Source organism: Nonomuraea sp. NPDC051191 (genome assembly GCF_044455665.1).
In the GTDB taxonomy this organism is placed as follows: domain Bacteria; phylum Actinomycetota; class Actinomycetes; order Streptosporangiales; family Streptosporangiaceae; genus Nonomuraea.
Genome location: NZ_JBITEZ010000018.1, coordinates 140,583 through 164,059, shown reverse-complemented (window position 1 = coordinate 164,059; position 23,477 = coordinate 140,583). Strand labels below are relative to the sequence as shown.

Here is a 23,477-nt window from a genome sequence, read left to right as displayed (position 1 = left end):
GGCAGGCGCGTTCGCGGGTCACTCTTCGGGGGTGTCGCCCCCGGCGGCGTCGGGCAGCCCTTCGAGCTCGCGTACGCGCTCGACCATCTCCAGGATCGCGGTCAGGCTCTTCGGCGAGAGCCCGGCCGCCCGCAGCGCGATGCCCCGGACGGAGGCGTCGCGCATGGCGGCGAGCAGCGACAGCTCGGCGTCGATGCGCTCAGCCGCCTCGTCGTCGAAGAAGTAGGCGGGCGGGACGCCGAAGAATCCCGCGAGCGCCTCGAGATGGCGCTTGGTGGGGTTGTCGCGCAACCCCTTGCGGAGCTGCCAGATGTACGTGCCCGAGATGGTGGGCCCGCCCGCCGCCCGCAGCGCGTCGGCGACGTCCTCGAAGCTGTATTCGCCGCCCTCTCGCGAGTGGACTGTGCGGAACAGGTGGTCCAGCTTCGCCGCTAGGGTACGGCGTCCCTCGGATGGGGTGTCGGGCATGATTCCTCTGCCGGATGCACGGAGGCGGCTGGGTGGAGAAGGGGACGCTGCCGCCAGCATAGCAGAGGAATTAACTTCAGTTGACGACCGAATAGCGTTCCGTTAACGACAGTCTACGTCGGCTCCAGCGCCCGGCCATGGTGCAGCGTCTCCGCGTACGAGAAGACGTACCCCCTGCCCACCTCGACCGGGGCCAGTCGGGCGAGGTCGGAGTCCGGCACGTCGGGGAAGCGCACCTCGGCGCGGCCCGTCCAGATCTCCGAGAACTCCACGTCGCTCACCTCCGAGGTCACCAGCCGCGTCACCGGTTCCTCCGCCGGGAGCCAGGCCGGGAACAGCCGCGTGTGCACCAGCGGGACGGTGTGCAGGCGGGGCGGCTCGTCGGCGCGGCCCTCAAGGGTCACGGCCGCCTCGGCGACGCGCCTGCCGCCCGCCGACAGCGCGGCGTCGAAGCGGCCTCCGGGGGCGAGCCTGGGCCCCGCCCTGCCGACCCGGGCCGGCCTGATCTGGTGCACCTGACCGAACTGTTTGGGCATGCCCTGGATCCAGCCGCGCACCAGCGGCACCGGCTCGTCCACCCAGGCGTACGGGCAGCGGGCCAGGGGGCGGCCGCGGTACTCGCAGGCGAGCAGGATCAGGAACTCGGCGAACCGGCAGCGGGCGGGGTCGGCCAGCTCGGCGCCGTCGGCGGAGCACCACTGCCACTCGGCGAAGATCGCGGCGGCGGCTCCCGGGTCGGGGCCCAGGGTGAGCTCCGGGGGCAGGAAGCGGGCGGCGGCCTCGGGGTCCACGCGGTAGTCGGCCATGATGACGTCACCGGAGAAGTGCCAGGGCGGCGGGGTGACCATCGCCGCACGCCCCGAGGGCGAGAGCGGGAGCGTGTAGCCGTGCGGGGACGCGGCGGGTGGGGGGTCGGCTGCGGTGGGCGAGGGTGCGGTGGGCGAGGGTCCGGTGTGCGGGGGGGCGGTCATCAGGGGGTCGTCTCCTGTCGGGGCATCGGATTCTCGGTGGGCGGATTCTCAGGTCTCCGGGGGGATCGTGTTCCAGACCTCCGCCAGCCGTTCCGCGGCGGCGGCCAGCTCGTCCGGGCCGTTGAGGCCGTACGCGAGCCGTACGGCGCCCGCCGTCGAGCCGGGGACGGGGGCGGCGGCGAAGCGGGAGCCGGCGGCGACCAGGACGTCCGCGCGGCGTGCCGCGGCGAGCAGCCCGGCTTCCCGGCGGTCGGCGCGCACCCACACGAACAGGCCGCCGGCGGGCCGGTCGAGGGCGAAGCCGCCGTCCAGCCGCGCCGTGAGGACGTCCACCAAGGCGTCGCGCCGTTCGCGCAGGCGTTCGCGCAGCCAGAGCAGGTGGCGGTCGTAGTGGCCCCGCTGCAGCAGGGTGGCCACGGCCAGCGAGGTGGTGTGGTTCAGGCAGCCGCCGCTCTGGAACACGCCATGGGCGGCCAGCCGGTCGGCCACGGCGGGCTCGGCCGTCAGCCAGCCGAGGCGCAGCCCGGGGGCCAGGGACTTGGAGAAGGTGCCCAGTCTGATCACGCCCCGGTGCCCGTCCAGGCAGGCCAGGGCGGGCGGTCCGGTATCGCCGTCGAGGCGCAGGTCGGCGTAGGCGTCGTCCTCGACGATCGTCGTCGCGTGCCGGCGCGCGACGGCCACTAGCTCGCGGCGGCGGCCGGGCGGCACGACCCGGCCGGTCGGGTTGTGGAAGGTGGGGTTGAGGTACACGAAGGCGGGGCGGGTGCGGGTCAGGGCCGCGTCGAGAGCCTGCGGGTCCATCCCGGAGGCGTCCCCCGGAACCCCGTACGGTCGCAGGCCGCAGTCGGTGAGGACGAGCCTGCCCAGGTCGTAGCAGGAGTCCTCGACGAGCACCGCGTCACGGGGCCGGGCCAGGGCGGTGGCGAGCAGGTGAAGGGCCTGCGAGGTGCCGGCGGTGACCAGCACGCCACCTGGCCCGCACGACACGTCCTGGCGGGCGGCGAGCGCCGCGCGCAGGGTGAGCGCGCCGCGGTCGTCGCCGTACGCCAGGGCGGCCGCGCCGTAACCGGTCAGGGCCTCGGCGTACGCCTCCGCCAGCAGGTCCACGGGCAGCAGGCCGGGGCCGAGGTAGCCGGGGCCGAGGTCGGTCGTACCGGGTGGCGCCACCGACTGCACGACGCCCGCCTCCCAGCGCAGCGCGTGCGACCCGGGCCCGGCCCGCCCCCGCGCCGGGGACGCCGGGGGGCCGGGGGCCGCGCGGGGGTGGGGTGCGGCGGGGGTGGGGCTCATCGGGAGGACAGGACGAGGCGAAGGGCCCGCGTCGCCTCGTCGAGCGAGGCGGCCGGCCGGGCGAGCGCCACGCGGAGCATGTGGTCGCCCTCGGACGGGTCGGCCCAGTGGAACTTCTGGCAGGGCAGCATGTACACGTTGTGCTCGCGCAGCGCGGACCACACCTCCAGTGACGAGCGCCGCCCGAGGCGGACCCGTTCGACGCTGGCCCGGCTGGCGGGGTCGGGGAAGTCCACGTCCGGCAGGCCGGCGAGCGACCGCCGCACCAGCGCGCGGTTGCCGGCGATGAAGCGGTGCAGGTCGGGCAGACCGCCGTCGGCGGCGTCCTCGGCGAAGCGCTGCACCAGCGCCAGCACGAGCGGTGAGGCGCCGAGCAGGATGTCGGAGTAGACCTTGGCGACGGGCAGGCCGGGCTCGGCCGAGGTCACCAGCCAGCCGATCTTCAGCTCCAGCGTGGGCCACAGCTTGCCGGTGTCCTCGATGACGATCCAGCGGCAGCCGCTGTCCTCCAGCACCCGGTAGTGGTCGAAGTGGGCCCGGGGGTCGAAGCCGCGGAACGAGGTGTCCAGTGTCAGGACGACGTCGTGCTCGGCGCACTGGGCGGCCAGGGCGCGCAGCCGTTCCTCCGTCACCACGCGGCCGGTGGGGTTGTTGGGCGTGGTGACGAAGACGCAGCTCACCGCGTCGAGCAGGGCGCGGGGCAGGTCGCCGCCGTGCAGGACGTCCTCCTCCAGGGGCAGCAGGTTCAGGCCCACGCCGCGCAGGATGTCGGGGATGTTGTCGAACGTCGGGTGGATCAGCGCGACCGTGTCGCCCTTCTGGGCCAGGGCCCTGGCGAAGATCTCCATGGCCACCGAGGAGGAGTAGCAGGCGAACACGCGGTTCTCGCCGACCGGGTGGCTGTGCTGGCCGAGCAGGCCCAGGTACGCCCGGCAGGCGTCGAGCTCCACCTCCTCGGGAGCCCGCGCGGCGGCCTTGGCGAACAGGTTGGGCAGGTCGTCGATGATCCGCGCCTGGCTGGCGGTGAGCGCCTGCCGGGCGTGCCCGTCGGCGAGGTTCAGCGGGCTGTTCAGCGCCAGACATTCGAATTCGGTGAGATTGATCGCCTGGAGTTCCTGCATCACATTCACCTCACGTGCGTTTTGGAGTGGGATACCCGGACGCAAAATAAGTCGCTCGATTCGTTCCCGTCAATGCATGGCGGAGGACTCGGCCGACGAGCTGTGTGTTTTCCGGACGAGTCAATTCCATTGTGTCCTCATCGACTCGATGGGAGGCTGCGACCAGCGGTTACACCTCCACACAAACGCTGGAAGGGGTTTTCGTGGACACCGTCGCAACTATTTCTCCGCCTCGTGCGGAAACATCTCCGAAAAGGGCCGTAATCGGCCTTTCCGCGGTCACCGTCGCGGTCCTCGCGGTCTTTCTGGCGTTCGCCGGAGGCCCCGGCTACTACGTCGACGAGCTCTATTTCCGGGTCGCCGGTGAGCACCTCGCGTGGGGGTACGTCGACCAGCCGCTGCTCGTCCCCCTGCTGGCCCGGCTGCAGATCGTGCTGTTCGGCGACTCGCTGACGGCGATCCGGGTCGTGCCGGCGCTGCTGACCGCCGTGTCGGTGCTGGTCACCGGGCTGATCGCGGGCGAGCTCGGCGCGGGACGCCGGCTCCAGGTGCTGACCGCGTGCGTCTGCGCCGCCACGCTGGCCACGCTCGCCGCCGGGCACGTGCTGCACCCCACCGCCGTCGACCACCTGGTGTGGGTCACGGCCTGCTGGCTGGTGATCCGCGTCCTGCGGACCGGCGACGAGCGGCTGTGGCTCGCCGTGGGCGCGGTCGTCGGCGTGGGGCTGCTGGCCAAGTACCTGGTGGTGCTGCTGGTCGTGGCCCTCGCGGCGGGGCTGCTCGTCGCCGGGCCGCGGCGCGTGCTGCGCGGCGGGTGGCTCCTGGGCGGCGCCGGGGTCGCGCTGCTGATCGCCTCGCCCGGACTCGTCTGGCAGGCCGCGCACGGGTGGCCGCAGTTCACGATGGCGAGCGAGATGTCGGCGGGGCCGGCGGGCGCCGTCAACTTCCTGGTGGGCCAGGTGCTCATGATCGGGCCCTTCCTCACGCCGGTCTGGGTGATCGGGCTGGTGGCCCTGCTCCGGCGGGCGGAGTGGCGGCCGTACCGGGCGGTCGCCGCGGCGTACCTCGTCGTGGCGCCGCTGCTGATGCTGCTCGGGGCCGAGCCCCGCTACACCGAGGGGCTGCTGACCGTGCTGGTGGCGGCCGGGTGCGTGCGGGCGGCGACGCTCGGCCGCCGCCTGTGGCTGGGGGCGGCGGCGGTGCTCAACGGGGTGCTCGCGGCGCTCATGGTGCTGCCGGTCCTGCCCATCGCGACGTACGCCGGCAACCCGGTGCTGGCCGTGCTCGGCGAGGAGCAGTTCGGGGAGACCGGCTGGCCGGACCTGGCCGCGCAGGTGTCCGCCGTCCACCGCGCGCTGCCGGTGGACGAACGGCGGCGGGCCGTCGTGTACGCCCAGAACTACGGCGAGGCCGGGGCCCTGGCCCGGTACGGCGGCGCGTACGGGCTGCCCAGGACCTACAGCGCCCAGAACTCCTACGCCGACTTCGGGCGTCCGGCCGACGGCGTGGACGTGGTCGTCGCGGTCGGGGTGGACCGGGCGTCGTTCTCGGCGCTGTTCGGCCGGTGCGAGGCGCGCGGGCGGCTCACCTTCGACGTCCCGCACTTCGAGGAGGGCAAGGAGCTGCTGGTGTGCCGGGAGCCGCGCCTGCCGTGGGCGGAGACGTGGCGGCGGCTGCGGTGGACGGGCACCTTCTGAGCCGGTCATGACGGCTCGGTCCCCGGACGCCAGGACGAGTAGGCGCGCAGGCCGTACAGGAGGGGTACGGCCGGCGCGCACCGCTCGATGCCGTACACCTCGCCGAAGACCACGATGTGGTCGCCGGCCTCCACGGTCCTGGCGACCCGGCAGTCGGCGACGGAGTGGGACTCCTCCACCAGGTGCGGCCCGCCGTAGGCGGGGCGGGCGGACCATCTGACCCTGTCGAAGCGGTCGGCGGCGCCCGAGGCGAACAGTTCGGCGGTGTCGCGGGCGTGGGCGTGCAGCAGGTTCACGGTGAACTGCTCGGTCTTGAGCATGGCGTGCAGCGTGGGGCTCAGGCTGCGGGCGCAGACCAGCAGCGTCGGCGGGTCGAGGGTGACGCTGCACACCGACGAGCAGGTCATGCCGCGCGGGCGGCCGTCCGGGTCGGTCACGGTCACGACGGCGACGCCGCTCGGGAAGGTGGACATCAGTGACCGGAAACGGTCGGGGTCGACCGTCGGCGTCATGGGCAGGGCCTCCACCAGCGGGAGATCCGTCATCGCAAGCCTCCGTTCTGTGCGACGGGTACCGGGGCCGTCCCGCGCGGCCGTCGCGGCCGCTGGAGGAGGGCGTACGACGGGCCGGTCGCCGCCGTGGTCACCACCGCCATGACGGCGAGCGCGAGGAACATGGCCGGGGTGAGGATCCCGGCCTCGTGGCCGATCTGCAGCGCGACCAGCTCGGTCAGGCCCCGGGTGTTGAGCAGCACGCCCAGTCGGAGCGCCGTCCCGGGCGGCTCGCCGCCGAGGCGGGCGCCGGCGTACGCGCCCCCGGCCTTGGCCGCCATGCCGAGCAGCGTGACCAGGACGATCGCCGACCAGGGGGCCACCGCGAACGGCTCGGCGAACACGGTGAACCCGGTGACCACGAAGAACACCGGGACGAGCAGCCGCCCGGCGCCCGCGACCAGCCGCACGGGCCGTGCCCACGGATCCTCGCCGCCGCCCGTGGCAGTCCCATCGGCGGGAGCCGCGGCCGTCAGGGGCAGGGCGAGGGCGGCGAGGGCCGCGCCCAGGATCTCGGTCAGCCCCCACGAGCGCATCGCCGCCGCGGCCGCCAGCGCCCAGACGGCGAGGAGCACCGCCGCCGCCCGCGGGGCGCGGGCGGGCAGCCCCAGGAGCGGGGCCGGGCTCAGCGCGTGCCGTACCGCGACCGCACCCGTGAGGGCCGCGGCGGTGACGGCGAGGAGCACGGCCACGTTCCCGAGGCCGCCGGTCGCCAGGCTGACCGCCAGCGCGATCAGCAGCCAGGCCGCCACGTCGGTGACCGTGGCGACCGTCATCGACAACACCCCCACCCGGGTGCCGACCAGGTCACGTTCGGACAGGATCCGCGCCAGGACGGGGACGGCGGTGACCGACAACGACACCGCCAGGAAGACGACCAGCGCGGACGCCGGGGCCGTGCCGCGCAGGCCGGGCTCGTCCCCGGCCAGCGCCCACACGGCCACGGCGGCGCCGGCCAGCAGCGGGACGATCAGCGCGCCCGCCGCGGTCCAGCCCACCGCCCGGCCGCGCACGAGCGGCGCGGCCAGGCGCAGCTCGTGGATCACGCCGACCAGGTAGAGCACCAGGCCGGCGTGCCCGCACCAGCTCAGCCAGTCGAGGGGCAGCGCCCGCGCGGCGCCGGGACCGGCCACGGCGACGACCAGCGGGCCCGCCGCCATCCCGAGCACCACCTCGCCGATCACGGCCGGCTGGCGCAGCACGCCGGCCAGCCGCCGCCCTGCCCAGGCGAGGAGGAGGACCGCCGCGAGCAGGACGCCGAACAGGGCGATCCGCGCCGGTCCCTCGGCCGGGATCATCGTGTCCGGCTCAGCTCGGGTCGCCGTCCGGGCATGGCGTCGCCGTTGAGGGCGGCGATGTACTCGTACTGGCTGGGCAGGTTGGCGACCAGCGCCTCGGCCTGCTGGCGTACGAGCCGCAGCTCACGTTCCGCGCGGCCGTGGTCGAAGTGCCGCAGCGCGGGCGGGGCCTGCACCGGGACGCCGCCGAGCCCGAGCAGCATGGCGATGTAGGAGTAGGACTCGAAGCCGTGGTAGTGCGGGAAGATCGTCTCGTTGTCGGGCAGGCGCGCCTGCCACAGCTCCAGGCGTTCGGCCAGCCCATCGGGGAGGGCCCGGGTGGCCGCGTCCTTCCAGTAGTCGTTGTCGGAGCGGGCGGCGGCGTGGTAGTGCAGCGCGAGGAACTCGCGCACGCCGTCCATGACGTTGCCGACCTGGCGGTTGTACGACTCCCGCAGCCGGTCGTCCCAGCGCTCGGCGGGGAAGTGCTTGACCAGTTGCTCGATGGCGTTCTGGATGAAGAACAGGCCGGTCGACTCCAGGGGCTCGACGAAGCCGCTGGACAGGCCGACGGCCACGCAGTTGTTCACCCAGGAGCGCTCGCTGCGGCCGATCCGCATGCGGATGTGGTTGGCCTCCAGCTCGTCCGCCTCGGGGCCGACGAACTCGCGCAGGGCGCGTTCGGCCTCCTCGGGGGTGCAGTAGTCGCCGGCGTAGACGTAGCCGGTGCCGATGCGGCCGTACAGGGGGATGGTCCAGATCCAGCCGGCGTCCATGGCGGTGGCGGTGGTGCAGGGGCGCAGGCCGCGGCGGGCCATGTCGGCGGGCACGCGCAGCGCCACCGCCCGGTCGTTGGGCAGGCTCTCCTGGTAGGAGACGAAGGGGACGTCCAGCGCCTTGTTCAGCAGCATGCCGCGGAAGCCGGTGCAGTCGATGAACAGGTCGCCGGACAGCTCGCCGTGCTCCTTGGTGAGCACGTGGTCGATCCAGCCGCGCTCGTCCAGCCGGACGTCCACGACGTCGTCGAGGACGTGCCGGACGCCGCGCTCGGTGCCGAACCGGGTGAGGTAGGAGGCCAGCAGCGCGGCGTCGAAGTGGTAGGCGTAGGGGAACTGGGTGTTCTGCTCGGTGAGGGTGGTGCGGTAGGCGCGCTCGTCGGGGTTCTCGGTGAAGTCCTGCTCGAACAGCTCGCCCGACAGGTAGCGGGGCGAGCGCTTGGCCTCGCACAGCCAGCTGATGACGAAGCAGTCGCGGTCGAAGTCGCCGCCGGGACGGGCGTCGAGCCACCAGTCGGTGAGGGGGAAGCCGTCCACGACGCGCAGGCGTTCGAACGGGTGGTAGAAGTGATGGCCCTGGGCGCGCCAGTTCTCGAACCGGATCCCCAGCTTGTACGTGGCGTTGCACGCGGGCATCCACTCCCGCTCGTCCAGCCCGAGATAGTCGAAGAAGTGACGGATCGTACTGAACGTGGCCTCTCCCACGCCGATCGTCGCGATGTTCTTCGACTCGACCAGAGTGACGGCGATTCGGTCACCGAATGCCGCCCGGAGATATGCGGCGGTCATCCAGCCCGAGGTGCCGCCGCCCACGATGACGACGTTCTTTACCATTCTTGAGCCCTTGTCCATGGCGTTGGGAAACGCGCGTCGGAAGAACCGGAAAAAGGATTGGGCAGTGCTCCGACCGCCCTTTTCCGAGCGTGCCGGACGGCCCCGGCCGATTTCCAGCTCATTGACGCCGGAGCTAAACAGGGCGGTCAGAAGGGTGGTGGCGCGCGGCGCCGCGGCTTGGCATGCGCCCCCTGTGCAGGGCGTTCACGGTTGCCCACAGGCGGTCATCAACTGGCGTAGATGCAAAATTCTTGATCCACCAACCCCAGTTGACTTCCCAACTGCCTCCGAGTTAGCTTGAGCAAAACTGGGGGCTCCCACCGCGGACGCCCTCATCGCCAAGCCGCCCTGATCCACGCGGCCACCGCGTCGTGCGCTTTTTCCCGCGCCGCGGCGTGATCGACGAACCCGGAAAATGCGAAATGGGAGCCGCGGTGCTGCGGATTCATTTCACGGTCGAAGACCTGGCACGCCTGCGCATGGCGGCGACGCTGGGCCCGGTGACCGAGAGCGTGTTCGCCCTCGACCTGTTCGCCAGAAGCGGCGGCGCGGTCCACGGCGAGTGGCGGAGGGACGTGCGCGAACGCATGAACGGCACGGCCGGCCAGGTGGATCGGCTGGCCCGCGAGCGCCGGCCGCTCGGCGAGCTGCTCGGACTGCTCGACCGCTCCCCCGGCGAGTCCGGCTTCCGCGCCGGGGACGCCGCCGTCCCGTGGGCGACCGCGACCGTGCTGGCGTTCTGCCGGGCCGCGGTGCTGCCGTACTGGGGGCGGGTGCGTGCCTACCTGGAGCTCGAACGGGAGACGTTCGGCCGGATCACGATCACCAACGGTGTCGAGTGCCTGCTGGACACCCTGCACCCGAAGCTGGTCTGGAACCCGCCGGTCCTGGAGGTCCCGCACGACGAGGACCGCGACGTGTACCTCGACGGCAAGGGCCTGCTGCTCAGCCCCTCGTTCTTCCTCCAGGTCAGGCACTGCCTGTTCCTGGACCGGGAGCACGAGACGGGGCTGCCCGCGCTCGTGGTCTCGGTCCCCTGGACGCCGGCCGTGCTGTCGGACCTGGTGGCCGAGCCCACGGCCGACGACGAGGCGCTCGGCGCGCTCGTCGGGCACACCCGGGCCGCGGCCATGCAGGCGCTCATGGACAGCTGCACCACCGGCGCGCTGTCCGAGCGGCTCGGCATCTCCCTGGCCGGCGCCAGCAAGCACGCCACCGTGCTGCGCAAGGCCGGGCTCATCACCACCGCCCGCAACCGCAACACGGCCCTGCACACGCTGACGTCGCTGGGCATGGCGCTGCTGCGCGGCGGCGGACTCATCTCACAACGCAACTGACCTTCCCTGGAGGACGCACGATGAGCACGAACCCCTTCGAGGACCCCGAGGGCATCTACCTGGTGCTCGTCAACGACGAAGGACAGCACTCGCTCTGGCCGGCCTTCGTGGACGTGCCGGCCGGATGGGCGGTCGCGCTGCCCGAGACCGACCGCGAACGCGCGCTCGGCTACATCAACGAGAACTGGACCGACCTGCGGCCCAAGAGCCTCATCGCGGCGATGGAGGAGTGAGCCGTGCTGATCATCGAGGGCGGCGGCGAGCCCGTCCAGGACCGGATCAGGGCCGGGCACCGCGCGCTGCGCGAGAGCCTGACCAGCCACGGGGCGCTGCTGTTCCGCGGCTTCGAGGTGGGCGGCGTCGAGGGGTTCGACGCGGCTGTGCGCGCGTTCTCCGGGACGCCGCTGGCCTACACCGAACGGTCGTCGCCGCGCAGCGTGATCAAGGGCAACGTCTACACCTCGACCGACTATCCGCCCGAGGAGGAGATCTTCCTCCACAACGAGAACTCCTACCAGGCCGTCTGGCCCATGGTGCTGTTCTTCCACTGCATGCGGCCGCCGAAGTCGCAGGGGGCCACGCCCCTGGCCTCGACGCGGGAGGTGCACGACACCCTCGACCCGGCGGTGCGCGAGGAGTTCGAGCGGCGCGGCTGGATGGTCGTGCGCACCTACGACGACGAACTCGGCATGCCGTGGTCGGAGGCGTTCAACACCTCCGACCGGGACGAGGTCACCGCGTACTGCGAGCGCAACGGCGTACGGGCGACCTGGCTCGGGGACGGACGGCTGCGCACCGAGGCCGTCCGCGCGGCGGTGCACCGGCATCCGGTGACCGGTGAGCCCGTCTGGTTCAACCACGCCACGTTCTTCCACGTCACGACGTTGCCCGAGGCCGTGCGCGAGGGGCTGCTGGAGATGTGCGGGGAGGAGGGGCTGCCGAGCAACACCTACTACGGCGACGGCGGCGCCATCCCCGACGAGGTCACCGACCACCTGCGCAAGTGCTACCGGGCGGCCTCCCGCCGCTTCGACTACGCGGCCGACGACCTGCTCGTCATCGACAACATGCTCACCTCGCACGGGCGCGAGCCGTACACGGGGGCGCGGCGGATCGCGGTCGCCATGGCGGAGCCGTCGGGGTCGTAGCTCCCGGAACCTCAGCCGTCCCGGTCCTCGATCCCGGCCCGCGCCCCCGGCCCGTCGCCGGGGTCGCGGGCCGGGGCGGTTCTGCGCAGGTGCCGGTTCGTCGTACCGAGCACGGCCAGCACCAGCAGGTCCGCGACCAGCCCCGGCACCGCGGAGAACTGGTTCACGATGAACGCGAACACCTGGCCGAACAGGATGTCGACCAGAAGCGCGAGGTAGAGCGCCTGGAAGGCGGCCGCCCGGTTCCACCGCAACCGGGCCGCGCCCCACAGGCTGAGCAGCACCGTCACCGCCGCGGACGCCGCCAGGCCGATCACCGCTCCCCACTCCCGTTCCTGGCCGAGGGAGTCGTAGGAGCTCTCCAGGGCCAGGCCGACCAGGGGCAGCGGGGCCCGTACGGCGAGGTAGACCACCGCGAGCACCACCACGACCGGCCGCCGGCACAAGCGCTCCAGCCAGGCCAGGGCGGCGCGCACGGCGGGGAAGCGGGGCGGTTCGCTGGAGGGCACCATGCCGAGCAGGCGGACCGTGGCGGCGTCGAGCGGGTCGCCGGAGTCCTGGACCAGGCGGATCGCGCTGCGCCGCTGCTCGACCGTCAGCCCGGAGGTGACGCCGACGAGGGCGGCGTGCAGCGCGTTGGCGGTCCGCTCGGCGCCGGTGTAGCCGGTGCGGCCCTTGAGCCACTGGGCCAGCACGACGAGGACGGCGAAGACCAGGTAGATGATGCCGGCGGCGGGCCGGTAGAAGTAGTCGTTGCGCTCGGTGACGAACTTGCCGACCTCGTCGAGGAACGTGCCGAAACCGGCTCCGCCGAGCAGCGCGCCCCACGTCCTGGCCCGCTCGCCGAGGAAGGCGAGGGTGAGGCCGAGCCCGACCGCCATCAGCAGGCCGCCCCACAGGACGTGCGCGATGTGCAGGTCGCCGCCGCCGAGCTTCGGGTAGCCCGTGCTCGCCAGCCAGGTCCTGATCAGCAGCACCGCGCTGATCCCCGCGATGGCGAACACCTGCAGATGAGCCGCCGCACTGGTGATCCTTGCCAGTCGTGATCGGCGCACCGGGTCCTCCTCCGCTGTCAATGACGTCGTGGGAAGCGCCGACCAGGAGCCGGGTCGTCGGCGAATTTCACTTGCGCGGCGCTTCCGCCCGGGGGCCGACACCGGCACGGGACGCTCGCTGATACCTTTTCGACGCTAGCACACCGGCTTCGTGACTGCCCTGTTTAGCTTGAGGCTCAAACACATTGAGCTCCGGCCCTCCGGCGACCGAACCTTGACCGGACGGGTGTCGCCGAGGAAGGGAGCGAGTTGTGTCGACTTTCGAACTGCGGAAAGACGAGGCGACGGCGATCACGGAGCTGGCGGGCGAGCTCGCCCGGCAGCATCCGGGAGTCGAGTCCGCGCAATTCCAGGAAATCGGCCGGGTTTATGCCGACGAGCTGCCGAGACGCCTCCGCGCGGAGTTGCACGATTTCCGGCTGGCCGAGCCTTCTGGCCTGCTGGTGATCTCCGGGCTGCCGGTGGACGACGCCGCCCTCGGCCCCACTCCCGAGGACTGGAGATCACGTCCCACGCCGTCGCCGACACTGACGCTGGACATCGCGTTCTACCTGGTCATGAGCCTGTTGGGCGAGCCGATCGGCTGGGTGACGCAGCAGGACGGGCGCATCATGCACGACGTTTTCCCGATGCGCGGCTTCGAACGCGAGCAAATCGGCTGGAGCAGCGAGGAAACGCTGGTCTGGCACACCGAGGACGCCTTCCACCCGCTCCGCACGGATTATCTCGGGCTGTTCTGCCTGCGTAATCCCGACAAGGTGGAGACGACCTTCGCCGAGGTCGGTTCGATACATCTCGACGAGGCCACAGAAGCCTTCCTCCGGGAGCACCGATTTCTCATTCTCCCGGACGACTCGCACCGTCCGGAGAATCGTGCCCCGGACCGGGACGACGACCCGAGGGTGACCGACCTGAAACGCCGCAGTTATCGCCAGGTCGAAAGCGCGCTGACCGACCCGAAGCCCATGCCGGTGCTTTTCGGCGCCCCGGACGACCCGTATCTCTGCGTCGATCCGCACTATATGCAAGGAATACAGGGAGAGGACGAGGAGAAAGCGCTCGCCGCCCTCGCCGCGACCGTGGACGCGGCCATGACCGGGGTCGTGCTCGAACCCGGCGACATCTGCGTCATCGACAACTACAAGGCCGTGCACGGACGCAAGCCCTTCCGCGCCCGCTTCGACGGGACGGACCGGTGGCTGCGCCGGCTGAACGTGGCCAGGGATCTTCGCAAGTCGCGCGAGTTCCGGCTGGACGCGCGGTCCCGCGTCATCTACTGAGGCTAGGAGCACCGGGTGATGGACAACTCGACACGTGACGTCCTCGATCTGTTCGCCGAGCGGGTCCGGCTGGCCCCCGGCGCGACCGCCGTGTCCTCGGCCGCGGGCTCGCTGGCCTACCGGGAGCTCGACGCGCGCGCGAACGGGTTCGCCCATCGCCTGCGCGGGCTCGGGGCGGGCCCGGACACGCTCGTCGCCGTCTACGCCGAGCGCGGCCTCGACCTCGTCGTGGCGCTGCTCGGCGTGCTCAAGGCGGGCGCCGCGTACCTGCCGCTGGATCCCGGCGTGCCGGCGAGCCGCCTGGCCGTCGTGATCGACGACGCGGGCGCGCCCGTCGTCGTCACCCAGCGGGCGCTGCGCGGGCGCCTGCCCGTGACGGCGGCGCGGGTGCTGTGCGTGGACGACGATCCCGCGCCGCTCGCCGACGCGCCGCCCGCTCCCCCGGGCCGTCCGGCGGACCTGGCGTACGCGATCTACACCTCCGGTTCCACCGGCCGTCCCAAGGGGGTGCTCGTCGAACGCCGGCAGCTCGCCGCCTACCTGGCCTGCTGCCTGCGGGACTACCCGGGCCTGGCGGGCACGGCGCTGCTGCACTCGTCGATCTCGTTCGACCTGTCGGTGACCACGCTGTGGGGGCCGCTCGTCGCGGGCGGGCGCGTCCACGCGGGGACGCTCGACGAGCCGGGCGGCGTCCGGCCGTCCTTCCTGAAGATCACCCCGAGCCACCTGCCGCTGCTGGAGGACGGGTCCCCGGACGCCGCTCCGGAGCGCGGCGAGCTGGTGATCGGCGGCGAGGCGCTGCACGGCGACGCGCTCGGCCGGTGGCGCGCGGACCGTCCCGGCGTGACGGTGGTCAACGAGTACGGCCCCACGGAGACGACGGTCGGCTGCGTGGCCTTCCGCCTCGAACCCGGCGACCGCACGCCCGGCGGCGCGGTGCCGATCGGCCGGCCGATGTCCGGGTCGCGGGCCTACGTCCTCGACGCCCGGCTGCGGCCCGTCCCGCCGGGTGAGCGGGGCGAGTTGTACGTCGCGGGCTCCGGGGTGGCCCGCGGGTACCGGGGCCGTCCCGGCGGCACCGCCGAACGGTTCGTCGCCGACCCGTACGGGACGGACGGCGAACGCATGTACCGCACCGGGGACGTGGTCCGCCTCCTGCCTGACGGGGAGCTCGAATACCTCGGCCGGGCGGACGACCAGGTCAAGGTGGGCGGGCACCGGATCGAGCCCGGCGAGATCGAGGCCGCCCTGACCCGGCATCCGCGGGTGGCCGCCGCCGCGGTCGTCGCCGACGGCGACCGCCTGGTGGCCCATGTCGTCCCCGTCACCCGGCCCGTCCCCCAGCCCGCCACCACCTCCGAGGGCCCCACGGCCGCGCCCGCCGAAGCACCCTCGGGCGGTGCGTCCCTTGAGGGGGCGGCTGGGCCGTCGCCTGAGCAGTTGCGGGCCTTCCTCGCGCGGGACCTGCCCGAGTACCTGATCCCCTCGGTGTTCCAGCACCTCGACCGGCTCCCCCTCGCCGCCAGCGGCAAGGTGGACCGCGCCGCCCTGCCCGCCACGGGCCCCCAGGGCGCCACCGGCTACACGCCTCCCGGCGGTCACGAGGAACGGGTGATCGCCGAGTTGTGGGCCGAGGTGCTGGGCCTGGACCGGGTGGGCGTGACCGACGACTTCTTCGCCATCGGCGGCAACTCCCTGCTGGCCTTCCGCGTGGTGCCGCGCATCCGTGCCGCGCTCGGCACGAGCCTGTCCCCCCGGGCGATCTTCCGCGAACGCACGGTGGCCGCCCTGGCCGCCTCCCTGAAACCGGCCGAGAACCCCGCCGAGTACGACGACGAGAACCGTGCCGGGAATCGGGACGGGGTTCCGGGCGGGGTTCGGGGCGGGGTTCGCGCCGCGAGCCGCGACGAGGCGGGCGACGCGGGCGCGGACGTCGTCACCCCGCTCCCGCCGGGACGCGACGCGCCGCTCTCCTACGCCCAGCGGCGTTTCTGGTTCTTCCACGCGCACGACCCCGGCGGCACCGAGTACAACGTCCGGTTCGGCTACCGGCTGAGCGGGCCGTTCGACCCCGAGGCGCTGCGCACCGCGCTCGGCGAGCTCATCGCCCGGCACGAGCCCTTGCGCACGACGATCGAGCACGGCGACGCCGACCCCGCGCGGGCCGAACCCGTGCAGAAGGTGCATGCGGCCGTCGAGGTGCCGCTGACCGTCACCGACGTCGCCGGCCTCCCCGGCGAGGAGCTGGACCGCATGGTGCGGCACGAGGTGACCCGGCCCTTCGACCTGGCCCGCGGCCCCGTGCTGCGCCTGGCCGTGCTGCGCCTGGCCGCCGAGGACCACCTGCTGGTGCTGAGCCTGCACCACTCGGTGATCGACGCCGTGTCCATGCGCATCCTGGCCGACGAACTGGGCCTGCTCTACGACGCCGCCCGCCACGGCCACCGGGCCCCCCTCGCGCCGCTGCCCGTCCGGTACGCCGACTACGCCGCCTGGCAGCGCGACCGCTGGACCGACGACAGCCTGGCGGACCAGCTCGACCACTGGCGTGGCCGGCTCGACGGGATCACCCCGCTCGACCTGCCCGCCGACCGGCCACGCCCGGCCGTACGCAGCTCGGCGGGGGCCGCGCACCGCTTCACCGTCCCCGCGGAGCTGGCCTCCACGCTCGGGGACCTCGCCGCCCGCGCCGGGGCGACGCCGTTCATGGTGCTGGTCGCGGCGTGCCAGGTGCTCCTGTCCAGGTACGCCGGCCAGCGGGACGTCTCGGTCGGCACCCCCGTCTCCGGACGCGACCTGCCCGAGCTCGAACCGCTCATCGGCTGCTTCGTCAACACCCTGGTGCTGCGCTCCACCGTGGACGAGCGCGCCACGTTCGCCGAGTTCCTGGGCGCGGTACGGGAGACCGTGCTGAACGCGTTCGCCAACCGGGACGTGCCCTTCGACCGGCTGGTGCGCGAGCTGGACGCCGAGCGCGATCCCAGCAGGACGCCCCTGGTGCAGGCCATGGTGGCGTTGCAGAACGCGCCGCCGAAGACGCCGCGCTTCGCCGGGGCGCGTACCGAGCCGTACCGGCTGCCGCACGTGTCCTCGATCTTCGACGTCACGCTGGAGTTCGTCGAGCGCGAGGACGGCGGCGCGCTCGACGCGATGATCGAGTACAGCACGGACCTGTTCGAGGCCGCGACGGCCGAGCGGATGGCCGCGCACCTGATCGCGCTGCTGGAAGCCGTGACCGCGGCCCCCGACCATCCCCTGGCCCGCCTCCCCCTGCCCCCCACCCCGCAGCCCGCCCCCGCGCCTGCCGACGCCACCCTGACCGATGCCACCCTGACCGGACCCACGCTGACCGGTCCCGCCGCTCCCGCCGCCGGTAGCCGCGGTGACCAGGCCGGGCGGCCGGTGCATGTGCAGGTGAGTGAATGGGCGCGGGTCGCGCCCGACGCCGTCGCGCTGGAGTGGGACGGCGGCACCCGCACCTACGCCGACCTCGACCGGCGCGCCGACCGGCTGGCGCACCGGCTGCGCGGCCTCGGCGTGGGCCGGGGCGTGCCCGTGGTGGTGTGCATGGAACGCGGCCCGGACATGGTGACCGCCGCCCTCGGCGTGCTCAAGGCGGGCGGCGCGTACGTGCCGCTCGACCCCGGCATCCCGGCCGAGCGGCTGGCGTACGTGATGGCCGACACCGGCGCGCCGATCCTGCTGGCCGACGAGGACCACGAGGGGCTGCCCGTCGTACGCCCCCGCGACACGGAGACGGGCGACGACCACGAGGGGCCCGACGCGGAGACGGGTGACGGCCACCCCGGACCCGGGCCCGGTCGCGGGACGGAGCCGGGCGACCTGGCGTACATCATCTACACCTCCGGCTCCACCGGCCGTCCCAAGGGCGTCATGATCGAGCACCGCGGCCTGGCCGACCTGTGCGCCTGGCACGTGGCGGCGTTCGGGGTGGTGCCCCGGGACCGGGCGTCCCAGGTGGCCTCGCTCGGGTTCGACGCCGCCGTGTGGGAGGTCTGGCCCTACCTGTGCGCGGGGGCCCGCGTCGCCTTCCCCGGTCAGGACGCGCTGGACGACCCGGACGAGCTGGTGGCCTGGTTCACCGCCATGGGCACCACGATCTGCTTCCTGCCGACGCCCCGGCTGGAGACCGTGCTCGACCTGCCCGCGATCGACGGGACGGCGCTGCGTACCGTCCTGACGGGCGGCGACGTGCTGCGCCGCAGGCCGCGGCCCGGCGTCCCGTTCCGGCTGGTCAACAACTACGGGCCCACCGAGGCCACCGTCGTGGCCACCGCCGGGGACGTGAGCCGGGAGGGCGACGGGCTGCCGCCGATCGGCCGCCCGCTGACCGGCAGCGCCGGGTACGTCCTGGACGCCTACGCCAACCCGGTCCCGGAGGGCGTGCCCGGCGAGCTGTACCTGTCCGGGCCCGGCCTGGCCAGGGGCTACCTGAACCGGCCCGGTCTCACCGCCGAGCGCTTCGTCGCCGACCCGTTCGGCCCGCCGGGCGGACGGATGTACCGGACAGGGGACCTGGTCCGCCGGCTGCCCGGCGGCGAGCTGGAGTACCTGGGGCGTGGCGACGACCAGGTGAAGATCCGCGGCTTCCGGGTGGAGCCGGGCGAGATCGAGGCCGCCCTCCAGCGCCACCCCTCGGTGGGCGGCGCGGTCGTGCTGGCCTCCTCTGGACGCGACCGCCTCAACGGGTACGTCACCCCGGCGGGCGACGCCGAGCCCGACCCCGCGGCGCTGCGCGCCTTCCTCGCCGGGTCGCTGCCCGACCACATGATCCCCGCCGTGATCATGGTGCTGCCCGCGTTCCCGCTGACCGAGCGGGGCAAGGTGGACCGGGCGGCGCTGCCCGAGCCCGGCGCACGGGCGGGGGCGGCGGCCTACGTCGCGCCCTCGGGGCCCGTGCAGCGGGAGCTGGCCGCGATCTGGGGCGAGGTGCTGGGCGTCGAGCGCGTGGGGGCCGAGGACTCCTTCTTCACGCTGGGCGGCGACTCGATCCTGGCCATCCAGGTCGTGTCCAGGGCGCAGCGCGCCGGGCTGCGGCTCACCGCGCGCGACCTGTTCCGGCGGCAGACCGTGGCGGCCCTGGCGCCGTACGTGCGGCGGGCCGGGCAGCCCGCGAACGCCACCGCCGGGGATGCCGCCGACGGCGGGCCCGCCCCGCTGACGCCGATCCAGCGTTTCCTGTTCGACCGGTTCACCGTGCCGGGGACGTTCCACCAGTACGTGGAGGCCGAACTGGCGGCGGACGTGGACGTAGAGGCGCTGGGCGTGGCGGTGTCCGCCCTGGTCACCCGGCACGCCGCGCTGCGGACCCGATTCACCCGGCACGACGGCGGACGATCCCAGCAGGTCACCTCACCACCGGCCGGGAACGTCCTGCGCCACGTCCGTCTCGACGGCGACGCACAGGGCGTGATGGCGCGCGAGAGCGAGGCCGTGCAGCGTGGCATCGACGCCGACCGCGGGCCCGTGTTCGCGGCGGTGTCGTTCACCGGCTCCGGCGCGCCGCGGCTGCTGCTCACCGCGCACCACCTCGTCGTGGACGGCGTGTCCTGGCGGGTGCTGCTCCAGGACCTGCACACCGCCTACGGGCAGGCCGTCCGCGGCGAGCCCGTCGACCTGGGCGCGGAGACCGCCTCCTTCGTGAGCTGGTCCCGCACCCTGGCCGCCCACGCCGCCTCCGGCGCCTTCGACGGCGAACTCCCCCACTGGACCCGGGCGACCGGCGCCCCGGGCAGGGCGGACGTCCCGCTGGACCGCGAGGGGCCCAACCTCGTGGCGTCGGGACGGCGTACGACGGTGTCGCTGGACGAGGAGACCACCCGCGCCCTGCTGCGCGACGTCCCGGGCGTCTACCGTACGGAGGTCAACGAGGTGCTGCTGGCCGCGCTGGCCCGCACCCTGGGCGACTGGACCGGGCGTACGGACCTGCTGCTGGCCACCGAGGGCCACGGCCGGGAGGAGATCTTCCCCGGCACCGACCTGTCCCGCACGGTCGGCTGGTTCACCACCTACTTCCCGCTGGCCCTGAGCCTGCCCGACGAAGACGGCTGGGGCGAGCTGCTGAAGAGCGTCAAGGAGCAGGTCAGGGCCGTCCCGGGGCGCGGCTTCGGGTACGGCGTGCTGCGTCACCTGCGCGGCACCGCGCCCGACTGCCACCCCGGTGTCTGCTTCAACTACCTCGGCCGGTTCGACCCGCCTCTGGGCGACCTCTACCGGGACGTCGCGCCCATCGGCCTGTTCCAGGACCCCGGCGACGTCCGGCCGCACCTGCTGGACGTCGTCGCCGCGGTGCGCGCCGGCCGGCTGGAGGTGACCTGGGAGTACTCGGCCGACCTGCACGACGAGGCCACCGTCGCCCGGCTCGCGGACGGGTTCGCCGCGAACGTGACCCGGCTGGTACGCCACTGCGCCGAACCGGGCGCGGGCGGGCGCACCCCGTCGGACTACCCGCTGGCAGGGCTGGACCAGGCGAGCCTGGACCGGCTGCTCGGCGACGGACGCGACGCGGCCGACATCGCCGACGTCTACCCGCTCACCCCCGGCCAGGCCGGCATGCTCTACGAGTGCCTGGCGGCCGGCGACGACCTGTACGTGGCCCAGTTCGGGATGCTGCTCGACGGCGTCACCGACCCCGGGACGCTGGCGCGGGCGTGGCAGTCGGTCGTGGACCGGACGCCCGTGCTGCGCACGTCCCTGGCCTGGGAGGGCCTGGACCATCCTGTGCAGATCGTGCACGGGCGGGCCCGCCTGCCGGTCGTCCGGCACGACTGGCGCCGCCTGCCCGAGGACGAGCGGCGGGCCGCGCTGGCCGCCCTCCTCGCCGCGGACCGGGCCGAGGGCCTGGACCTGACGGCCGCGCCGCCGTCCAGGCTGGCGGTCATCCGGCTGGACGACGACACCGTGCGCGTCGTGTGGACCCTGCACCACATCCTGCTGGACGGCTGGAGCGTGCACCGGCTGCTGCGCGACGTGCTGGCCGAGTACGCCCGGCTCACCGGAGAGGGCGACGGCGGCCCGCCCGAGCCGCGCCGCCCCTTCCGCGACTACGTGGAATGGCTGGCCGGCCGCGACCTCGCCGCGGACGAGACCTACTGGCGGGAGGCGCTGGCCGGGCTCACCGCCCCGACGCCGCTCCCCTACGACCGGCCGCCCGGCAGGCGACACCGGCCCAAGGCGGCCGGACGGGTCCGCGCCGCCCTGCCGCCCGACCTGACCCGGCGGCTGGCCGACCGGGCCGCGGCGGCCGGCCTGACGCTCAACACCGTGGTCCAGGGCGCGTGGTCGATCCTGCTGTCCCGGCACAGCGGCGAGCCGCGGGTGTGCTTCGGCGCCACGGTGTCGGGCCGCCCCGAGGAGCTGGACGGCGCCGAATCCATGATCGGCATCTTCATCCAGACGCTGCCCGTCCACGTCCACGTGGACGGCGCCCGCCCGCTGCTGCCCTGGCTGCGCGAGCTCCAGGAGTCGCAGGCGGGGGCACGGGAGCACGAGGCGGCCTCGCTCACCCGGATCCGAGCGTGGAGCGACGTGCCGCCGGGGACGGCGCTGTTCGACAGCATCGTGGTCTTCGAGAACTACCCGATCGACTACTCCGCCCCCGGCCCGCGCCTGCGGGACGTGGACGCCGCCGAGGCGAACGGCTACCCGCTCGGCCTCGTCGTCTACCCGGGCGAGGAGCTGTCGTTCGTCCTGCTGCACGACGAGGAGCTGTTCGACGCCGCGACCGTGCGGCGGCTCGGTGAGGGCCTGTCGGCGCTGCTCGGGCAGCTCGCCGCGGACCCCGGCGGGACCGTGGGGTCCCTGAGCGCGGTGAGCGCGCGGGAGCGGCGGCTGACGCTGACGGAGTGGAACGACACCGCGCGCGACCACCCGCGCCGGACGGTCCATGAGCTGTTCGCCGAGCGGGCACGGGAGACGCCCGGCGCGGTGGCGGTGCGCGGCGGTGGCGCGGAGCTGACGTACGGCGAGCTCGACCGCCGTTCCGGGGAGCTGGCGGAGGTGCTGGCCGGGCGGGGCGTGCGCGCCGAGTCCAGGGTGGCGGTGTTGCAGGGACGCTCGCCGGACGCGCTGGTGTCGATGCTGGCCGTGCTCAGGGCGGGCGGCGCGTACGTGCCGCTGCACCCGGACTTCCCGGCCGAACGCATGCGGTGGATCCTGCGGGACACGGGCGCGGTCGCGGTGCTGACCGACCGGTCGCTGGCCGGGCGCGCCGCCGACCTGGGCCTGCCCGCCGTCGAGGTGGACGGCGACCTGCCCGCGCCCGGCCCCCTTTCCACCCCCCTGCCCGCCCCCCTGCCCGGGTCGCTGGCGTACGTGATGTACACCTCGGGCTCGACCGGGTTGCCCAAGGGCGTCGCGGTCACCCACGAGAACGTGGTGAGCCTGGCCATGGACCACCGCTGGCGCGGCGGCGGGCACGACCGGGTGTTGTTCCACTCGCCGCACGCCTTCGACGCGGCCACGTACGAGATGTGGGTGCCGCTCCTGGCGGGCGGCGAGGTGGTGGTCGCGCCCGGCGACCTGGACGCGCGGCGGCTGCGGGCGCTGGCGGCCGAGCACGGCGTCACGGGGATGTTCCTCACGGCGGCCCTGTTCAACCTGTTCGCCGAGGAGCTGCCCGAGTGTTTCGCCGGGCTGCGCGAGGTGTGGACGGGGGGCGAGGCGGCCTCGCCGCAGGCGCTCGCGCGGGTGATCGACCGCTGCCCCGGGACCACGTTCCACAACGGGTACGGGCCCACCGAGACCACCACGTTCGTCACGACCCGGGAGATGACCCCCGAGATCGTACAGGCGGGACGGGCGCCGATCGGCCGTCCCATGGACAACACCCGCGCCTACGTGCTGGACGCCTCCCTGGCGCCCGTGCCCGTCGGCGCGCCGGGCGAGCTGTACCTGGCGGGCGCCGGCCTGGCCAGGGGCTATCTCGGCAGGCCGGCGCTGACCGCCGAACGCTTCGTGGCCGACCCGTTCGGCGGCGGCGGGCGGCTCTACCGCACCGGGGACCGGGTCCGCTGGACGCCCGAAGGCGATCTGGAGTTCCTCGGCCGGGTGGACGGCCAGGTGAAGATCCGGGGCTTCCGGATCGAGACGGGCGAGGTGGAGGCCGCGCTCCTGGCGCATCCCGGGATCGCCGAGGCCGTCGCCATGGCCAGGCAGGACGCCGCCGGACGCCGGACGCTGGCGGCGTACGTGGTGCCGGCGGCCGGCGGGCCCGCGCCCTCGCACGAGGAGCTGGCCGCGAGCCTGGGCGCGCGGCTGCCCGCGTACATGGTGCCCGCGGCGTTCGTGTCCCTGGACCGGCTGCCGCTGAACGCCAACGGCAAGGTGGACCGCGCCGCCCTGCCGGAGCCCGCCCCGCCGCGGGAGAAGGCGGAGTCGTACGTCGCGCCGCGCAACCCGACCGAGGAGGCGCTCGGCCGTATCTGGGAGCAGGTGCTCGGCCTGGACCGGGTGGGCGTGCACGACGACTTCTTCGCCCTGGGCGGCGACTCGATCACCAGCCTGCGGGTGACGTCGCGGGTGGGACCGGCCTTCGGCGTCGAGCTGTCGCCGCGCGACCTCTTCCTGACGCCGACCGTCGCCGCGTTGTCGGAGGTGGTGCAGGACAGGATCCTGGACTCCCTGGAGGAGGCGGTCCACCGGTCGTGACGG

14 protein-coding genes are annotated in these 23,477 nt (G+C 73.7%); 6 read left to right on the top strand and 8 right to left on the bottom strand.

Features of this window, described 5'->3' with window-relative positions:
* Positions 1–18: 18 nt before the first annotated feature.
* The 4 genes from ACIA8R_RS42315 to mppP all read right to left on the bottom strand — a co-directional run bounded on the left by ACIA8R_RS42315 (position 19) and on the right by mppP (position 3,850).
* Positions 19–468, bottom strand: a complete 450-nt coding sequence (locus tag ACIA8R_RS42315) for a helix-turn-helix domain-containing protein (RefSeq protein ID WP_364094823.1) — start codon at positions 466–468, stop codon at positions 19–21.
* A gap of 113 nt (positions 469–581) precedes the next feature.
* The gene (gene mppR / locus ACIA8R_RS42310; RefSeq protein ID WP_364094827.1) at positions 582–1,439 is read right to left on the bottom strand and encodes an enduracididine biosynthesis enzyme MppR; all 858 of its coding nucleotides are present in this window, start codon (positions 1,437–1,439) and stop codon (positions 582–584) included.
* A gap of 48 nt (positions 1,440–1,487) precedes the next feature.
* Entirely contained in the window at positions 1,488–2,729 is a 1,242-nt protein-coding gene (locus ACIA8R_RS42305) for an aminotransferase class I/II-fold pyridoxal phosphate-dependent enzyme (protein WP_397043207.1), read from the bottom strand.
* The gene (mppP, locus tag ACIA8R_RS42300; protein ID WP_357701554.1) at positions 2,726–3,850 is read right to left on the bottom strand and encodes an enduracididine biosynthesis enzyme MppP; all 1,125 of its coding nucleotides are present in this window, start codon (positions 3,848–3,850) and stop codon (positions 2,726–2,728) included. The genes ACIA8R_RS42305 and mppP overlap by 4 nt, the downstream gene beginning before the upstream one ends.
* A gap of 203 nt (positions 3,851–4,053) precedes the next feature.
* On the opposite strand from mppP, the gene ACIA8R_RS42295 reads away from it, so the two are divergent.
* Complete coding sequence (locus ACIA8R_RS42295) at positions 4,054–5,547, top strand: glycosyltransferase family 39 protein (protein WP_397043205.1); 1,494 nt, start codon at positions 4,054–4,056, stop codon at positions 5,545–5,547.
* Positions 5,548–5,552: 5 nt separating this feature from the next.
* Here ACIA8R_RS42295 and ACIA8R_RS42290 read toward each other — a convergent pair whose 3' ends face one another.
* Genes ACIA8R_RS42290 through ACIA8R_RS42280 form a run of 3 tightly spaced genes read right to left on the bottom strand, consistent with a single transcriptional unit; the run spans position 5,553 to position 8,985 of the window.
* Positions 5,553–6,092, bottom strand: a complete 540-nt coding sequence (locus ACIA8R_RS42290) for a flavin reductase family protein (protein ID WP_364094839.1) — start codon at positions 6,090–6,092, stop codon at positions 5,553–5,555.
* Positions 6,089–7,396: a cation:proton antiporter gene (locus ACIA8R_RS42285; RefSeq protein WP_397043203.1), complete on the bottom strand. Its 1,308-nt coding sequence runs from the start codon at positions 7,394–7,396 to the stop codon at positions 6,089–6,091. The genes ACIA8R_RS42290 and ACIA8R_RS42285 overlap by 4 nt, the downstream gene beginning before the upstream one ends.
* Complete coding sequence (locus ACIA8R_RS42280) at positions 7,393–8,985, bottom strand: tryptophan halogenase family protein (protein ID WP_397043201.1); 1,593 nt, start codon at positions 8,983–8,985, stop codon at positions 7,393–7,395. The genes ACIA8R_RS42285 and ACIA8R_RS42280 overlap by 4 nt, the downstream gene beginning before the upstream one ends.
* A gap of 434 nt (positions 8,986–9,419) precedes the next feature.
* On the opposite strand from ACIA8R_RS42280, the gene ACIA8R_RS42275 reads away from it, so the two are divergent.
* The 3 genes from ACIA8R_RS42275 to ACIA8R_RS42265 are packed head-to-tail and all read left to right on the top strand — an operon-like array spanning position 9,420 to position 11,470.
* Positions 9,420–10,322, top strand: coding sequence for a winged helix-turn-helix domain-containing protein (locus ACIA8R_RS42275; RefSeq protein WP_357701544.1), 903 nt, complete (start codon positions 9,420–9,422; stop codon positions 10,320–10,322).
* A 20-nt stretch (positions 10,323–10,342) separates the two neighbouring features.
* Positions 10,343–10,555: an MbtH family protein gene (locus ACIA8R_RS42270; RefSeq protein ID WP_357701542.1), complete on the top strand. Its 213-nt coding sequence runs from the start codon at positions 10,343–10,345 to the stop codon at positions 10,553–10,555.
* Between the two features lie 3 nt (positions 10,556–10,558).
* The gene (locus tag ACIA8R_RS42265; RefSeq protein ID WP_397043199.1) at positions 10,559–11,470 is read left to right on the top strand and encodes a TauD/TfdA family dioxygenase; all 912 of its coding nucleotides are present in this window, start codon (positions 10,559–10,561) and stop codon (positions 11,468–11,470) included.
* 11 nt (positions 11,471–11,481) lie between these two features.
* Here ACIA8R_RS42265 and ACIA8R_RS42260 read toward each other — a convergent pair whose 3' ends face one another.
* A complete protein-coding gene (locus ACIA8R_RS42260; protein WP_397043197.1) occupies positions 11,482–12,525 on the bottom strand; it encodes a hypothetical protein in 1,044 nt (347 codons plus the stop codon).
* Between the two features lie 251 nt (positions 12,526–12,776).
* Between ACIA8R_RS42260 and gntD the strand changes: the two genes are divergently transcribed.
* Positions 12,777–13,805 (top strand): guanitoxin biosynthesis L-enduracididine beta-hydroxylase GntD, encoded by a 1,029-nt coding sequence (gene gntD, locus ACIA8R_RS42255; RefSeq protein ID WP_364094855.1) that lies wholly within the window; start codon positions 12,777–12,779, stop codon positions 13,803–13,805.
* A gap of 18 nt (positions 13,806–13,823) precedes the next feature.
* Complete coding sequence (locus ACIA8R_RS42250; RefSeq protein WP_397043195.1) at positions 13,824–23,474, top strand: amino acid adenylation domain-containing protein; 9,651 nt, start codon at positions 13,824–13,826, stop codon at positions 23,472–23,474.
* Positions 23,475–23,477: the final 3 nt, after the last annotated feature.

Excerpts from the sequence above, each read along its gene's own strand:
- ACIA8R_RS42305 (WP_397043207.1), bottom strand. The coding sequence starts at position 2,729 with ATGAGCCCCACCCCCGCCGCACCCCACCCCCGCGCGGCCCCCGGCCCC.
- mppR (WP_364094827.1), bottom strand. The coding sequence starts at position 1,439 with ATGACCGCCCCCCCGCACACCGGACCCTCGCCCACCGCACCCTCGCCC.
- ACIA8R_RS42280 (WP_397043201.1), bottom strand. The coding sequence starts at position 8,985 with ATGGTAAAGAACGTCGTCATCGTGGGCGGCGGCACCTCGGGCTGGATG.
- ACIA8R_RS42250 (WP_397043195.1), top strand. The coding sequence starts at position 13,824 with ATGGACAACTCGACACGTGACGTCCTCGATCTGTTCGCCGAGCGGGTC.
- mppP (WP_357701554.1), bottom strand. The coding sequence starts at position 3,850 with ATGCAGGAACTCCAGGCGATCAATCTCACCGAATTCGAATGTCTGGCG.
- ACIA8R_RS42270 (WP_357701542.1), top strand. The coding sequence starts at position 10,343 with ATGAGCACGAACCCCTTCGAGGACCCCGAGGGCATCTACCTGGTGCTC.
- ACIA8R_RS42315 (WP_364094823.1), bottom strand. The coding sequence starts at position 468 with ATGCCCGACACCCCATCCGAGGGACGCCGTACCCTAGCGGCGAAGCTG.
- ACIA8R_RS42290 (WP_364094839.1), bottom strand. The coding sequence starts at position 6,092 with ATGACGGATCTCCCGCTGGTGGAGGCCCTGCCCATGACGCCGACGGTC.
- ACIA8R_RS42285 (WP_397043203.1), bottom strand. The coding sequence starts at position 7,396 with ATGATCCCGGCCGAGGGACCGGCGCGGATCGCCCTGTTCGGCGTCCTG.